Source organism: Pseudorhizobium xiangyangii, assembly GCF_020531965.1.
Classification (GTDB): domain Bacteria; phylum Pseudomonadota; class Alphaproteobacteria; order Rhizobiales; family Rhizobiaceae; genus Neorhizobium; species Neorhizobium xiangyangii.
The window spans coordinates 1-16,404 of record NZ_JAJAWH010000031.1 but is presented as its reverse complement, the minus strand read 5'-3'; the positions used below and the strand labels follow the sequence as shown (position 1 = coordinate 16,404).

The 16,404-nt window shown below is 61.0% G+C and carries 10 protein-coding genes; 6 read left to right on the top strand and 4 right to left on the bottom strand.

The window, feature by feature from the left end; translation table 11 throughout:
* Positions 1-65: 65 nt before the first annotated feature.
* The gene (locus LH464_RS21075; protein ID WP_226788385.1) at positions 66-1,319 is read left to right on the top strand and encodes an AGE family epimerase/isomerase; all 1,254 of its coding nucleotides are present in this window, start codon (positions 66-68) and stop codon (positions 1,317-1,319) included.
* Positions 1,320-1,337: 18 nt separating this feature from the next.
* On the opposite strand, the gene LH464_RS21070 is transcribed toward LH464_RS21075, so the two are convergent.
* Positions 1,338-4,235, bottom strand: coding sequence for a hybrid sensor histidine kinase/response regulator (locus LH464_RS21070; protein ID WP_226788384.1), 2,898 nt, complete (start codon positions 4,233-4,235; stop codon positions 1,338-1,340).
* Positions 4,236-4,482: 247 nt separating this feature from the next.
* Here LH464_RS21070 and LH464_RS21065 point away from each other — a divergent pair, with 247 nt between their 5' ends.
* From LH464_RS21065 to glgB, 5 genes are all read left to right on the top strand, one after another.
* Complete coding sequence (locus LH464_RS21065; RefSeq protein WP_226788383.1) at positions 4,483-4,986, top strand: TIGR00645 family protein; 504 nt, start codon at positions 4,483-4,485, stop codon at positions 4,984-4,986.
* Positions 4,987-5,210: 224 nt separating this feature from the next.
* Positions 5,211-5,432, top strand: a complete 222-nt coding sequence (locus tag LH464_RS21060) for a DUF982 domain-containing protein (RefSeq protein WP_226788382.1) — start codon at positions 5,211-5,213, stop codon at positions 5,430-5,432.
* A gap of 61 nt (positions 5,433-5,493) precedes the next feature.
* The gene (locus LH464_RS21055; protein ID WP_226788381.1) at positions 5,494-8,736 is read left to right on the top strand and encodes an alpha-1,4-glucan--maltose-1-phosphate maltosyltransferase; all 3,243 of its coding nucleotides are present in this window, start codon (positions 5,494-5,496) and stop codon (positions 8,734-8,736) included.
* A 12-nt stretch (positions 8,737-8,748) separates the two neighbouring features.
* Positions 8,749-12,036 carry a maltose alpha-D-glucosyltransferase gene (treS, locus tag LH464_RS21050; RefSeq protein ID WP_226788380.1) on the top strand — a complete coding sequence of 1,096 codons (3,288 nt, stop codon included), beginning with the start codon at positions 8,749-8,751 and terminating at the stop codon, positions 12,034-12,036.
* On the top strand, positions 12,033-14,240 hold the full coding sequence (glgB, locus tag LH464_RS21045; RefSeq protein WP_226788379.1) for a 1,4-alpha-glucan branching protein GlgB: 2,208 nt from the start codon (positions 12,033-12,035) through the stop codon (positions 14,238-14,240). Before treS ends, glgB begins: the two co-directional genes overlap by 4 nt.
* 22 nt (positions 14,241-14,262) lie before the next feature.
* On the opposite strand, the gene LH464_RS21040 is transcribed toward glgB, so the two are convergent.
* The 3 genes from LH464_RS21040 to LH464_RS21030 all read right to left on the bottom strand — a co-directional run bounded on the left by LH464_RS21040 (position 14,263) and on the right by LH464_RS21030 (position 16,214).
* Positions 14,263-14,760: a cupin domain-containing protein gene (locus LH464_RS21040; RefSeq protein ID WP_226788378.1), complete on the bottom strand. Its 498-nt coding sequence runs from the start codon at positions 14,758-14,760 to the stop codon at positions 14,263-14,265.
* Between the two features lie 54 nt (positions 14,761-14,814).
* The gene (locus tag LH464_RS21035) at positions 14,815-15,396 is read right to left on the bottom strand and encodes a J domain-containing protein (RefSeq protein ID WP_226788377.1); all 582 of its coding nucleotides are present in this window, start codon (positions 15,394-15,396) and stop codon (positions 14,815-14,817) included.
* A 110-nt stretch (positions 15,397-15,506) separates the two neighbouring features.
* Positions 15,507-16,214 (bottom strand): phosphatase PAP2 family protein, encoded by a 708-nt coding sequence (locus LH464_RS21030; RefSeq protein ID WP_226788376.1) that lies wholly within the window; start codon positions 16,212-16,214, stop codon positions 15,507-15,509.
* Between the last annotated feature and the right edge of the window lie 190 nt (positions 16,215-16,404).

Below are 16,404 nucleotides of genomic sequence, written 5' to 3'. Positions count from 1 at the left end.
ATGACAGTGGGACCGGCGCGCGGTATACGCCGAGTAGCAAAATTGATCACTTGCCGGGAGGTTTCATGAGCGAGTCAAGTCTGCCGCGGACATGGGCGAAGCACGATTATCACCGCCAGTGGCTGCTACGGCAGGCCGAGGCGCTGATGGACTTCTTCCAGTATCGCGCGATCAACTCGAAAGGTGGCTTCCACGACCTCGACGACCGAGGGGCACCGCTCGCGGCCGAAAACGCGGTACGCGGAATCCATGCCTCGGCTCGCATGGTGCATTGCTACTCGATCGCTTACCTGTTGGGTCGTCCCGGCGCAGGCGACATCATCGACCACGGCATGACCTACCTCTGGGATCACCACCGTGACACCTCAAACGGCGGCTATTACTGGTCCCTCAACGATGGCGGCCCCGTTGATGCCACCAAGCAGGGTTACGGGCATGCCTTCGTGCTGCTCGCCGCCTCTTCGGCGAAGGTGGCCGGGCACCCCCTCGCCGACCGGATGCTGGCCGACATCACGGAAGTCATCGATACCCGCTTCTGGGAGGAGCGCCACGGAGCGATCGCCGAGGAGTTCACGTCCGACTGGTCCGCGATCGACGGCGGCAACTATCGCGGCCAGAACTCGAACATGCACCTGACCGAAGCGCTGATGGCCGCCTTCGAAGTCACCGGAGAGAGACATTACCTCGACAAGGCGGAAAGCATCGCCGATCTGGTGATCCGCCGCTGCGCCGGAAGCGTCGGCTTCCGGGTGGCCGAACATTTCGATCCCGACTGGAACATCGATCGGGACTACTATCACCAGAACGAGATGTTCCGCCCTGCCGGCACGACGCCGGGGCACTGGCTTGAATGGTCCCGCCTGCTCCTGCAGCTGTGGCCACTCGGCGGCAAGAAGCATGGCTGGATGCCGGAAGCAGCCAAGGCGCTGTTCGTGCAGGCCATGTCACTGGGTTGGGACAAGAAGCTCGGCGGCTTCGTCTATACACTCGACTGGGACGACCGGCCGGCGAAGACCAACAAGCTCTGGTGGCCAATGTGCGAGGCCGCAGGCGCCGCCCACTTCCTCAACGAGCACCTGCCGGTCGACGACTTCTACGAAGACAGCTACCGGCTGATCTGGAGCACGATCGCCAATCGGTTCATCGACCACAAGAATGGTGGCTGGCATGAGGAGCTGACGGAGGATCTGGTGCCGGCGCACACGCTCTTCCCCGGAAAAGGCGACATCTACCATGCGCTGCAGGCCTGCCTCATACCGCTCTTTCCGGCAAGCGGCAGCCTGACGCAGGTCATCCGGGAAACCGGTGGCAAGCTCTAGCCGCCGGCGCCTCACGCTTTATGTACGTGGGATCACCATCGCCCGGATCCGTTCCGCCAGCACATCGTAGTCGTACGGCTTGGTGATCAGCGCGGTATTCGTCAATCCCTCCGCGCCAGGGACGCTACGGTCGCCGGTCGCGAAGATGACCGGCAGTTGCGGCATTTTCTCCCGCAGGTTCAGCGTCAGGTCCAACCCGCTCATGTCCGGAAGGTGGACATCGGCGACGAGGACATCGATGGGATGGCTTTCCGCCGCGGCAATCGCCTCGCCTGCGGTTCCCGCCTCGACCACGTTCATTCCGCTGTCCTGCAGAAAGTCTGCCGTCGAGATGCGGATAAGCGCTTCGTCCTCGCACAGAAGAACGGTGATCGGGAGATTTGCCGCGGGCTCCTGAGGTTTCGGATCTGCGGCCGGCTCCGTTGGCCGGGGCTCGTTCTCGCGCGTCTGATCGATGGCATGCCGTATCTTTCGGGCCAGCGCCTCACGCGTATAGGGCTTGCTCAGCAGATTGACGCCGGGGTCGAGACGACCACCATGCACGATGGAGTTTTCGGTGTAGCCGGAGGTGAAAAGCACACCCAGCATCGGCAGCCGTTCCTTGGCCTTGCGGGCCAGATCCCGGCTCTTGAGCCGCCCCGGCATCACCACGTCCGTAAACAGAAGATCGATCGGCACACCGCTCTCCACGATTGCAAGGCCGCTGTCCGCGTCTCGTGCCTTCAGAACCTTGTATCCCAGCTCCGTCAGGAGATTGACCGTCACATCCCGAACCGCCTCGTCGTCCTCGACGACAAGAATGGTTTCCGTGCCTCCGGTCGCCTGTCCGCCAACGCTGTCCATGACGATGTCTTCTGCCTCCAGCGACCGAGGCAGGTAGATGCGCACTGTCGTCCCGCTGCCTGGTTCGCTGTAGAGCTTGATGTGGCCACCTGACTGCTTGACGAAGCCGTAGACCATCGAAAGGCCCAGCCCGGTTCCCTTGCCGTCGGGCTTGGTCGTGAAGAAGGGATCGAACACCTTGCCGAGGATATCGGGCGTCATCCCGGTGCCGGTATCGCTGACCGCCAGCATGACATACTGGCCAGCCTTCACGTCGAAGGTATTGCGCGCATATTCGTCATCGAGGAAAGCGTTGCCGAGTTCGATCGTCAGCTTGCCTTGCTCGTCCATGGCATCGCGGGCGTTGATCGCCAGATTGAGCAAGGCGTTTTCAACATTGCTTGGATCGACCAGCGTATTCCACAACCCGCCGCTCACGATCGTATCGATCTCGATCGCCTCGCCGAGGCTGCGGCGCAGCAGATGATCCATCTCGCGGATGAGGCGGCTGAGGTTGACGACCTTCGGCTCCAGCGGCTGTCGCCGCCCGAAGGAAAGGAGCTGCGATGCAAGCCGGGCACCTCTTGCCGCTCCGGCAAGGGCGCTGTTGACGCGCCTTTCAGCAACCTCATTGTCCTGGAAATCACGGCTCAGCAGTTGCAGGTTGCCCGTGATCACCTGAAGCAGATTGTTGAAATCGTGGGCGATGCCGCCCGCGAGGTTGCCGATCGCCTCCATCTTCTGGCTCTGGCGCAAGGCTTCCTGTGCATGCTCCAGTTCGAGGGTCCGTGTTTCAACGGTGTGCCCGAGCGATTCCGCGAGATACTCGAGATGCGACTCGGTCTTCTTCTGCTCCTCGATATCCGTATTGGTCGCGACCCAGAGGATGATGTCGCCGTCATTGTTGGTGATCGGCGCGGCACGGCTGATGAACCAGCGGTAGGCACCATCGTGCCGGCGCAGCCGCATCTCCATCTCGAACTGTTGCCCGCTGCGAAGCGCCAGTTGCCAGTTGTTGCTGACGCTCTCCACGTCGTCCGGATGGAGCATCCGTGACCGTCTGGTCGCATCGAAGTAGATGGAAGTCAGCCCGCTATATCGGTAAAGCTGATCGTTGCACCAGTCCATCTGCCCATTCGGCGATGCCGTCCAAACCTGGTTTGGCAACGATTGCGCGAGCGTACGAAAACGGGTTTCGTTCTGTCGGGCCTCCTCCTGAGCCTGTCTCAGGCCGGTGACATCGTGACCCTGAACAAAGATGCCGATAACGGCGCCGGAGGCATCCCGAAGGGGCTGGTAGACGAAATCGAGGAACCGCTCTTCTGGCGCCTCGCCCGGTCTCCGGCGCAGGAGCACACGTGCCGCGCTCCCGGCATAGGGTTTTCCCGTTTTGAACACCTCATCGAGCAGTTCGTAAAAGCCTTGCCCTGCCACGTCGGGCAGCGCTTTCCTGATCGGCTTGCCGATCAGATCCCTGTATCCAACGAGTTCGCGGTAAGCCTTGTTTGCGATCGTAAATGTATGGTGCGGTCCGCGAACCACCGCCATGAAGCCCGGCGCCTGTTCGAACAAGCTGCGTAGATATTCCCGCTCCTCGTCGAGGACCTTGTTGCGACCCTGAACCGCATCGACCCGGCGCAGAAGATCGGTCTGCACCTTCCAGTCGCTGCCATTGCTCGCGAGGCGCAACTGGTGCAACTCCGTAACATCGACCGTATGCTGCAGAACGTACGCGACCTTGCCATCGCCATCCTTGATGGGGGTATGCGTGGCGCTCCAGAAGCGATGCTCCATTCCGCCGTCCTGGGCTGGAATAGGATAGGGAATGAGTGGCAGGTGATCGACCGCGCTGGTCTCGAAGACCCGTGCAAAAGACTGTCTAAGCATCTTCCCGTGCGGCGACGCAGGGTCGCTCGGGAATACGTCGAACATATTTTTCCCGACCAGATCCTCCTCGCTGCGCATCGTCGCCGCAAGGTAAGCGTCATTCACCCCAACGATGCTCAAATCCCCGTCCAGCAGGACGTAAGGATTGGGAGAGATGTTGAACAGCAGATTCAAATCGATGCTGGATAGCCCTGTCCGCCGAAACATGCCCCATTCCCATTTCAGACCCTGAAAGCGGTTATAGTCCTTCCTCTCGCAATAACAATTACCAAGCACCGGAAGAGGTCGCGGCAATGCCGGTAGTGACCGAAGCGGATCGAATCCACCATCCCGGTGACAATCACGCAGGCACCCCATCACATTCGCGTTTGTGGCGGACCAATCGGATGACGAGACCAGTTGGCAGAGAGGATCATTCGCGCTATCGGGCGCCTACATCGAACAAAGGTATTTTATGAAATCTCTCGAGTTGCTGATCGAACGAATTATCCTGTCCGCCCGCTGGATCCTTGTGGTGTTCTACATGGGACTTGCGGCTGCGCTCGGCGTCTATGCCATCGCCTTCCTCTACAAGTTCGCCAAGGTCGCCGGCAGCGTCTTCGTTCTGGACGAGGCCGAAATGATATTGGCCATGCTGGGACTGATCGATGCTGCCCTCGTCGCAAGCCTCATCGTCATGGTCATGATCTCCGGCTATGAGAACTTCGTCAGCCGCTTCGACGGACACGACAGCGGAGAGATCTCCTGGCTTGGCAAGCTCGATTCTGGCAGCCTGAAGATCAAGGTCGCATCGTCCATCGTCGCCATATCCTCGATCCACCTGCTGCAGATATTCCTCAACATGCAGCAATACGATGGCACCCGCCTGATGTGGGCGACGCTGATGCATCTGGCGTTCGTCGTTTCCGCGCTGATGCTCGGCTTCCTCGAACAGATCATGACAAAGCTGAAAGCCTGAGGCCGACGACCGGCATGTTCGGCTGACGAAAGCCTGCCCCGATCTTCGGCGCGGGCTTTTTGTCTGCTGTTCGTCCCATCAGCTGCGTTTGCAGACAGAAAGCTGATGAGGCTGCCAGTGATTCATGATAGTTTCCTAATGCAGCGCAACCGTTGCACCCCCTGGGCGTTCATTGAGCGTCGCGGTCCTGGGACCAATGACTTAAAGCACCATGGGAGGATGTCATGCAGAACGTCACCTGGCAGAGGCCGGTAGATACCAGCTTTTCTGCCGTCTCCAGTGCCTTCGAAGCACTCGATCTTCTGGATCATCACTGGCCCAACATTAAGGGACCAAGGTTCGTCAAAGCACGTTATGCGTGTCTTGCCGCGCTCGATGGAAGAGAGTCTCCGGAAGTGGCTCGCGAACGTTTCAACGATGCCGTGGTCGAAGCACAGCTGATGTAGCTCCTTGGAACCAGCGAGAGGTACTGCCGTTAAGCGTTCAACGCTAACGCAAGGCCCCGCGATGAATTCTGTCCCGACGTTCAATGCTCCGGTCTCACGTCTCAAGCAGCCACCAAGGATTTACTACGTCCATCCGCTGCAGCTACGAGGTTACGACGCCTGGGGTGAGATTTTCGAACATGCGTACAGTCTCGGCTTCGATACTGTCCTGACAGCGCCCCTTTTCGAGAGGGGAAACCATACGAGCGTTTTCGTCTCCCGCAGTTTCGACCGCATCGACCCGGCATTGCAGTTGGGCGACGATGTCGAGAACACGTTTTCACAGCTGACAGCGCTTGCCGCCAACCACAAGATCAGGCTCATGCTCGATCTTGTCATCGATAGAACTGCACGCGAGGACGCAGGCACGGACAGTATCGTCGCAGATCCGCGCATGCCCCCTGAGGCAAACTGCAGCCAGCCTCTCGATCTTTCGCCCAGCCAAGTGACCTTTCAATACCTGGAAGAATGGCGCCAGCGCATTGGCGTTCTGGTGGACGCCGGCGTCGCCGGTTTTCGCTGCCTCGGCATAGAACACGTTCCGGAAGAAGCCTGGGCTTCGCTCATAAAGGCCGCCAGAGCCCGCCGGGATAGCGTCGAGTTCCTGGCGTGGACCCCGGGCACGAGTTTCGACCGCCGACGCGCACTGGAGGGCCTCGGTTTCAACGGCTGCTTTTCCTCGTTCGCCTGGTGGAATCTCGATGACGGCTGGCTGGCGGAAGAACATGTACGGCAACGCGGCCTTGGTTATCAGGTTGCATTCCCCGAGCCTCCTTACGGCAAACGCATCGCCCACGGCACCGAGAGTTGCGAGATCCTGCAGCGCAAGGCTCTGCGCGGATTGCACCTGTCTGCGACACTCAGCGGCGGCGTGATGGTGTCGATGGGATTTGAATACGGAGCGTCGACGCCCCTCGATCCGATGCATGGCGATGGTCTCGGGCTTGCCGGGCTCCGTGACCAGTCTTCGTTCGACATCTGCAGCGAGATCCGGGCGACCAACGAGGCATTGCACCGAGGCCGGGAACAGTTCTACCGGCGCCCCTTCACCGTCATCGCGGCCACTCACACGCCTGCCATTGCAATCGTCCAGTCGGATCGGGAAGATCTGCGGACGTCCGACAAGGTGCGCGTGATCGTCGTCAACCGGGATCTGCGGCAGACTGCACCGCCACCGCTCAACGCCATCCAGCAGGTCGTTTCCTCCTTTCTGCCGCTATCCGAGGCAGACGGGCCCTCCGGCCCACGGTTGAAGCCTGGCGAAGTGCGAACACTGGAGGGAACGGCCTCCACGCCCATCCAGTCCGACTCCCCTCTTCCGTATCTGAGTGTCGCCGCCACCGCCCCCAGGCTGGCAATCGAGAAGATCACGCCAACGGTCGATGACGGCAGGTTCGCTGTCAAACGTGTAGTCGGCGAGACGATCCGGGTGGAAGCCGACATCTTCGGCGACGGCCATGATCCGCTCGCCGCCGTCCTTCTGTGGCGCGAGGGCGACCACGAGGAATGGCATGAAACGCGCATGCAGCTCTTTGAAAACGACCGCTGGCGGGGCGAGTTTACGCCGCGGCGGATGGGCCGGCACGAGTTCGCCGTCGAGACATGGCGCAACCCATACGCAATCTTTCGCTACGAGTTCACGAAGAAGCACGAGGCGCGCCTGGACCTGAGGCTGGAAATCCAGGAAGGCATCAACCTCATCGAGGATGCGGCCAAGCACACCTCTGCACCCCAGAAGGGGCAGCTGCGGCAAATACTGGACGAACTGAAGCATGCGCCGGAAACGCGCAGGATCGAACTCCTGCTGGACCACCACACGTCGGAAGTGATGGCAGAGGCCGACCGGCGTCCCTTTCGTCTCCGGTCGCAGATCATTCCGCTGGATGCGGAGCGCATCGGCGCCTCCTTTGCCAGCTGGTACGAAATATTCCCGAGGTCGCAGAGCGGCGATCCCAACCGTCACGGCACCTTCGATGACGTGATCCAGCGCCTGCCCGCGATCCGGGAGATGGGCTTCGACGTCGTGTATTTTCCGCCGGTCCATCCTATCGGCTCGACCAATCGGAAGGGGCGGAACAACAGCCTGAAGGCTCTGCCGGGTGACCCCGGAAGCCCATATGCAATTGGCTCGGAGGATGGAGGACATGACGCCATCCATCCCGAACTCGGCACCTTCGAGGACTTCCGACGCCTGGTTGCCGCCGCCCATGATCAAGGTCTGGAGATTGCACTCGACTTCGCCATCCAGGCATCTCCCGACCATCCGTGGCTCAAAACACATCCCGGCTGGTTCGACTGGAGGCCGGACGGCACCATCCGTTACGCCGAAAATCCGCCGAAGAAGTACGAGGACATCGTCAACGTCGACTTCTACGCAAAGGACGCAATCCCCTCGCTCTGGCAGGAACTGCGCGACATCGTGCAGAAGTGGGTCGATCAGGGCGTGAAGCTGTTCAGGGTCGACAACCCGCACACGAAGCCCTTCCCGTTCTGGGAGTGGCTGATCGCCGACATCCGCTCCAGGCACCCGGAAGTGGTCTTCCTGTCGGAAGCGTTCACCAAGCCGAAGGTCATGTACCGGCTGGCGAAGATCGGGTTTTCACAGTCCTACACATACTTCACCTGGCGCAACACGAAATGGGAACTCGAGCAGTACATGCGCGAAATCACCACGGAAGAGCCGAAGGATTTCTTCCGGCCGCACTTTTTCGTCAACACGCACGACATCAATCCGGACTTCCTGCAGAACGCGCCGCGCCCCGCCTACCTGATCCGCGCGGCACTCGCTGCGACCCTGTCCGGCCTCTGGGGCGTCTACAATGGTTTCGAACTCTGCGAAGGGCGCCCGGACGCCAAGCGCAAGGAATATGCCGACAGCGAGAAATACGAGATCCGCGCATGGGACTGGGACCGGCCCGGCAATATCAAGCATGAAATCGGCCTGTTGAACCGCATCCGCAAGGAAAATCCGGCGTTTCATTCGCATCTCGGCCTGACGCTCCTCAACGCCGGGAATGACAACGTCATGTTCTTCGAGAAGGCGAGCCCGGGACGGGAGAACGTACTGCTGATCGCAATCAGTCTCGATCCTCACCACGCCCAGGAGGCGGACGTCGAGGTTCCTCTCTGGTCATGGAACCTTCCAGACCACGGATCGCTTTCCATGGAGGACCTCGTTTCAGGTCACAAGTTCACCTGGACCGGAAAATGGCAGCGGCTTCGTCTGGAGCCGGGAATGCCTTTCTCGATCTGGCGCGTGAGATAAGGGGAAAAGAGTATGGATACCTTGCAGGCTCAAGGCCAGATCGTGAGCGATCCGCTGTGGTACAAGGACGCGATCATCTATCAGATACACGTCAAGTCGTTCTTCGACGCCAACGGAGACGGCATCGGCGACTTCAAGGGCCTGCACGAGAAGCTGGACCACATCGCATCCCTCGGAGCAACGGCGATATGGCTCCTGCCGTTCTTCCCCTCGCCCCGCCGCGATGACGGCTACGACATTGCAGACTACGGCGACGTGAGCCCCGACTACGGCAGCGTGGAAGAGTTCAAAGCCTTCGTCGAAGCGGCACACCAACGCGGCATGCGGGTGATCATCGAGCTCGTCATCAATCACACGTCCGACCAGCACCCTTGGTTTCAGCGAGCCCGACACGCCCCTGCCGGGTCTCCGGAACGCGACTTCTATGTCTGGTCGGACGACGACCAGAAATTTCCCGAAACGCGCATCATCTTCCTCGACACCGAGAAGTCGAACTGGACCTGGGATGCGGTAGCCGGTGCCTATTATTGGCATCGCTTCTATTCCCACCAGCCCGACCTGAACTTCGACAACCCTCTCGTGCTGGAGGAACTGCTCACCGTCATGCGGTTCTGGCTGGAGACCGGCATCGACGGGTTCCGCCTCGATGCCATTCCCTATCTCATCGAGCGGGAAGGCACGATCAACGAAAACCTTCCCGAGACACATGAGATCCTGAAGAAAATTCGTGCTGCTCTCGATGCCACGCATCCCGGCAAGATGCTGCTCGCGGAGGCCAACCAGTGGCCTGAGGATACGCGCGAATATTTCGGCGACGGCGACGAATGCAACATGGCGTTCCACTTCCCGCTGATGCCGCGCATGTACATGGCGATCGCCAAGGAGGACCGGTTTCCGATCACCGACATCATGCGCCAGACGCCGGAAATTCCGGAAAACTGCCAATGGGCGATCTTCCTTCGCAACCACGACGAACTGACGCTCGAAATGGTGACCGACGAGGAGCGCGACTACCTCTGGAACACCTATGCCGCCGACCGGCGCGCGCGCATCAACCTCGGCATCCGTCGCCGCCTCGCGCCTCTGATGGAGCGTGACCGTCGGCGCATCGAACTCATGAACGCGTTGCTTCTGTCCATGCCCGGGACGCCGGTCCTCTACTACGGCGACGAGATCGGCATGGGCGACAACATCTATCTCGGCGACCGCGACGGTGTGCGCACGCCGATGCAATGGTCGCCGGATCGCAATGGCGGCTTCTCAAAAGCCGATCCCGCGCGGCTCGTCCTGCCACCGATCATGGACCCGCTTTACGGCTATGAGGCCTTGAACGTCGAAGCGCAGGCAGCCGACGCGCACTCGCTCCTGAACTGGACCCGCAGAATGCTTGCGCTACGCGGCAAGCATCCGCCGTTCGGTCGCGGCACGCTCCGCTTTCTGGCGCCGGGCAACCGGAAGATCCTCGCCTATCTGCGAGAACACAACGGCGAGACGATCCTCTGCGTCGCCAATCTTTCGCGGCTTCCCCAGGCGGTCGAACTGGATCTTTCCGAATTCCAGAACCGCGTGCCCATAGAACTGACCGGCATGTCGCCCTTCCCGCCGATCGGCCAGCTGACCTACCTGCTGACAATGCCGCCCTACGGGTTCTTCTGGTTCCAGCTGGTGGCAGAGGCCGACGGACCAGCCTGGCGGAAGGAGCCGCCGGAACAGCTACCCGACCTTGTGACCATGGTCATCCGGCGCGACCTGCTGGAGCTTGTGGACGATTCACGCCTGTCCAACACCATGTCCAAGGACATCCTGCCCGCCTATCTCGAGAAGCGACGCTGGTTCGGTTCCAAGGGCGAGGTTCTGAAAAGTGCGCACCTCGTTGCGGCAACACCCCTGCCCTTTGCAGGCAACATGTTGCTGGGCGAACTTGAAGCGGAGCTCGAGGGCCATACCGAGACCTACCTCCTGCCTCTCGCGGCGGCATGGGACGAAACCGGCCCGACGGCTCTTGCCCAGCAGCTGGCGCTCGCACGCATCCGTCACGGTCGACGCGTCGGCTTCCTGACGGACGGGTTTGCCATGGAGGCTATGGCGCGGGCCATTATCCGCGGTCTCTGCGAGCGTTCGACGATTTCCGGGCGCGCAGGTACCCTGGAATTCGTTGGGACGGACCAGCTCGACTGCATGGGCATGACCGACGACCTGCACGTCCACTGGTTGTCGGCGGAACAGTCGAACAGTTCGCTGATTGTCGGCGACATGGCGATGATCAAGCTTATCCGTCACATCTTCCCGGGAGTTCACCCGGAAGTGGAAATGACCCGCCACCTGACCAAGGCCGGTTATGCCAATACGCCACCATTGCTGGGTGAAGTGGTACGGACCGCCCCGGATGGCAGCCGCTATACGCTTATCATCATCCAGGGCGCCATCCGCAACCAGGGAGATGCCTGGTCCTGGATGCTGAACAGCTTGCGCCGTGGCATCGACGAGGTCCTGCTGACCGGCGGCGAGCACGAGGCGATTGCCGACCATTTCCGTCCCCTTGTGGATTTCTCCGGCACTGCCGGAAAACGGCTGGGCGAACTGCATGTCGCACTCGCCAGCCCGACGGACGACCCGGATTTCGCGCCGGTCAAGGCAACGGCCGGAGACATCGAGGCGTGGCGGACGTCCGTTACCGACCAGATCGCCAGCGCGCTGGATATTCTGGTGGAAGAGAAGAGCAATCTCGAACCGGAAATGGCCCAGCAGGTGCAACCGCTTCTGGACAAGAGGGAAAGCCTGATCGCAGCAGCCTCAAGACTTGCCGATGCCGGTATCGGCAGCCTCATGACGCGGCACCACGGCGACTTCCATCTCGGGCAGATACTGGTCGCGGAAAGCGACGCCTACCTGATCGACTTCGAAGGTGAACCTGCTCGCGACCTTGCTGATCGGCGGGCAAAGTCCAGCCCGCTGCGGGATGTCGCCGGCTTCCTGCGATCGCTCAACTATCTGGCCGCGACAGCGGATCTCGAGCAGGACGCCGTCGTGGATGCCGACCAGTCCCGCCGGCACGCCGTTGTCGACCACTTCGTGACCGGTGCCGAACAGGCCTTCCGAAAGCAGTATTTCAAAGCGGTTGGCGGATCGTCCCCCCTTGCCGTGCCGGACAGCAAGCGCGCCGACCTGCTTGACCTCTTCCTGCTGGAAAAAGCCGCCTATGAGATCGGATACGAAGCGCGCAATCGGCCGAAATGGTTGCCGATACCGCTTGGCGGCTTTTCCGAAATTGCAAAGCGGCTCCTGGAGAATGCCGAATGAACCTCGAGCGCGCTGACCTTCTTCTCAACATCGATCACGGCGCTCTTCAGGCTCTCATCGATGGTCGCCATGGCGACCCGTTCATGATCCTTGGGCGACACCCGGTCGGGGAAACGAACGTGGTTCGCGCGCTGCTTCCCGGCGCGACCGCGGTCGAGGTGATCGATGGCGACAGCAACGGCGTCGTGGCGCGGATGGAACAGGTGTTCGGCGGCGGCCTCTACGCCGCAGACATCGGTGGCCGCGGAAACTACCGTCTGCGCATCACATGGCCGGATGCGGTTCAGGAAACGGAGGACCCCTATTCGTTTGGCCTGCTTCTTGGCGACCTCGATCTGCACCTGATCTCGCAAGGCACGCATTACGATCTTGCCCGGGCTCTGGGCGCCCAGCCTATGGATATCGACGGCATATCGGGCGTGCGTTTTGCCGTATGGGCACCCAATGCACGGCGGGTCTCGGTCGTCGGCGACTTCAATTCATGGGACGGTAGGCGGCACCCGATGCGGCTGCGCCCTTCGGCCGGCATCTGGGAATTGTTCATTCCCCGGCTCGGACCCGGCGACAGGTACAAGCTCGAAATCATCGACAGCAATGGCCATGTTCTGCCGCAAAAGGCCGACCCGGTTGCCCGCGCCAGCGAAGCGGCACCGTCAACCGCGTCCATCGTCGCATCGAACAAGCCATTCCGGTGGAGTGACGACGAATGGATGCGCAAGCATCAGGCGGCCCGCGAAGGCCGAAGCGCGATGTCTGTCTACGAGGTCCATCTGGAATCCTGGCTGCGCATAGCCGAGGAAGGCAACCGCAACCTCAGCTGGGTCGAGCTCAGCCAGCGCCTTGTGCCCTACGCCGCCGATCTCGGCTTCACCCATATAGAACTGCTGCCGATCATGGAGCATCCCTTCGGCGGCTCCTGGGGCTACCAGCCGCTCGGGCTGTTCGCACCGACTGGCCGTTACGGCACGCCCGAGGATTTCGCCTATTTCGTCGACCGCTGCCATGCCGCCGGGCTCGGGGTCATTCTCGACTGGGTGCCGGCACATTTCCCGACCGACGTCTGGGGCCTCGCCCGCTTTGACGGAACTCCGCTGTACGAACATGCAGATCCCCGCGAAGGCTTCCATAGGGACTGGAACACGCTGATCTACAACCTCGGCCGCAACGAGGTAAAAGGTTTTCTGATCGCCAGCGCGCTGGAATGGCTGGAGCACTATCACGTCGATGCGCTGCGCGTGGATGCAGTCGCCTCTATGCTCTACCGCGACTACAGCCGCGATGCCGGGGATTGGGTTCCCAACCAGTTCGGCGGCCGCGAGAACCTCGAAGCCGTCGAGTTCTTCAGGCACCTCAACAGCATCATCCACCACCGCTGCCCGCATGCTTTCACGGCGGCCGAGGAATCGACCGCATGGCCGGGCGTCACCAAGCAGCCGGAAGAAGGAGGCCTCGGCTTCGACTTCAAGTGGAACATGGGCTGGATGCACGACAGCCTGCATTACATGCAGGAGGACCCCGTCTACCGGAAATATCACCACGGCATGATGACCTTCGGCATGATTTACGCCTACTCGGAGCGTTTCATGCTGCCGCTCAGCCACGACGAGGTGGTGCACGGAAAGGGCTCTCTGCTCGGCAAGATGCCCGGCGATCGCTGGCAGAAGCATGCGAACCTGCGTGCCTACTACGGTTTCATGTGGGCGCATCCGGGCAAGAAGCTGATCTTCATGGGCGACGAGATCGCGCAGGAAATGGAGTGGGACCACGACGGTTCGATTGTCTGGGACCTTCTCGACCGACCGGAGCACGCCGGCATGCAACGGCTGATCCGGGACCTCAACCATGTCTACGTGCGGGAACCGGCGCTGCAATTCGGAGACCTGAACCCGCAGGGGTTCGAATGGGCGATCGGCGACGATGCGGAGAATTCCATCTTCGGCATGTTCCGCTGGCCAGAAGATCGCCGCTCATGTGTGCTGGCGATTTCCAACATGACACCGGTTCCCCGACAGGGCTACCACGTCGGGGTGCCGCATGCCGGCCGGTGGGAGGAAATTCTCAACACTGACGCCGCCTGCTATGGCGGCTCCAATCTTGGCAATCTGCAGGTCTGGACCGAAACCGTGCCGGCCCACGGCAAGGAACAGTCGCTGATACTGGCCCTGCCGCCGCTCGCGACGATCTATCTCCTGTGGCGGGGGTAGCTGTGACCTCGACTGAATCGTGTTACGCCTTGCCCGTCCATAGCCTCTCCAGTGCGTCGCCCCCGAGAGGATCGGCATCCGGAAGAGGAAGCGTATCGATGTAGTGTATCCCGGCCTCGCCCGGCGCATCTTTTCGCAGGTCCGGATTCTGCCCCGGCGGATAGGCGCCGATAACGAGGAAATCGCTGCTGGCGCCGATGCAGCAGTGGCCGGTTCCGGCCGGCAGGATCAGGCAATCACCGGCGGATATGAGGAACTCGCGCTGGCCGGGACCGCCCAGCACGACGGTCGCGTATCCCCTGGCTACGCCCAGCACTTCGTGCGCCATGGTGTGGTAGTGATGATAGTTATAGACGCCGTTGCGCCAGATGCCCTTCCACCCATTCCGGGCAAACCTGGCCTCGAAAGCATCGGCCAGATCTTCACCGTCTCCAGATACGCCATGATAGATGATCACCGGCAAACGGGGATTGTTCGGCACCCAACCATTCTTTGACAGTAGGAAATGATCCACATGCATCGTCGCTCCTCCTGATCTGGCGCGGAGCCGAAGCGAACTGGACCGGTTCAACTCCTATTCGGCGGCGCTCCTCGCCTCGACTTCCATCTCGTAGGAATAGCCGTCGAGCATCTGATACGCCTGCTCGATCGTGGCGATCTGGGTCTCCGCCTTGATGATCGCATCGGTTATGGAATCGCTGCGCGCACGCATCATGCTGCCCAGGAAATCCGTATCCGGTCGCTTTCCGATCCGGTCCAGATGGTTGCGGATGCGGGCCCGGTGGCGCTCAAGCTCAAGGATATGAAAACGCACGTTGACGATCCTGTCGGTCAACTTGCGGCGCATGGCCGCGACCGGATCGAAACTGCCGGGATCCCGTTCATCGAGAATGAACTCGTTGATCAGGCTTTCCAGGACGACCAGCCCCTCCAGATCCTTCGCGTCGGCGAGCGTCGGGTCGTAGCCGGTCTCGTCATAGACCTTGCGACGCACGGGATCGGACAGGATTTCGTAGGAGGTCGTCAGTCTGGCAAACGCCTCGACGTCGCCGCCGGCGTCCGGGTGCGCGTTCTTGGCGCGCTTGCGGTACGCCGTCTTGATCTGTGCTGCATCGGCATTACGCGCAACACCGAGGGTCTCGTATGGATCGATCAACGTGTCCCACCTGATTTCCGGTCAGCCCGATTTCCAGCCGCCCCTGTCCTAGAGCTTGCCGCTCCTCCGCTCAAGGCGAAACGACATTTTCCCCATCAACGACAACCGTCTCAGCCCGGCGTGCGTGCGATATAGCGGCGCGCGATCAGCCAGCAGATCAACGCCCAGGTCGCGCCGGCACACCAGCCGCCGAGAACATCGGTCGGATAGTGTACACCGAGATAGACCCTGCTCAAACCGATGATAAACGTCAGAAATACGGCGACGCCTATCAGGTAGAGCCTTGTGATGCGGCTTGGCTGCGCGCGTGACAATAAGGCACCAAGCGTCAGATACGTTACTGCCGAGAGCATGGCGTGTCCGCTGGGGAAGCTGAGATCATGAACCTCGACGAGATGGGGAACGATTTCAGGCCTTGGCCGGGCAATTCCGAGCTTCAGCAGCGAACTCAAGAGCCAGCCTCCCACCACGGAGAGAAAGGTGAAGATGGCGATTGCCGGGCGCTTCGACAGGATGAGGTACACGGTGACCATAACCGTCATTAGCGTCAGGACGGTTACCCCGCCGAGCGCAGTGATGTCGTTGACCGCATGAGAAAGCCAGTATGGACCAACCGGCATGCCGGGATCATCCGTGGTGCGGAGCAGCAGCAGCAGTTTCTCGTCGAAGGCATGCGTATCGCCCTCGATCACTTCACCGGTCAACTGCAGGAAGATGAAAAGACCGCCCGCCGCAACCGCCACCAGGATAAGGGTGACCGGTTCGAAAGCCGTGATCCGGTCCATGATCTTGCGGCCGACCCGCTGGGGAAACGCCATCCGTAACTCCGCTCCTGGTGTTCTTCTTCACGGCTATCAGGTCACCGCGCGCTTGGCATCACTTAGTGCCGGTATGCGGATTATGCGATAGCGCGCCTCGATCAAACCCTAGACACCGAACACAAACAACCCGAGCGCGATCAGACCCGCGGGACATCGGCGGGAAACGGAAAAGGCCCGCTTCCATGGA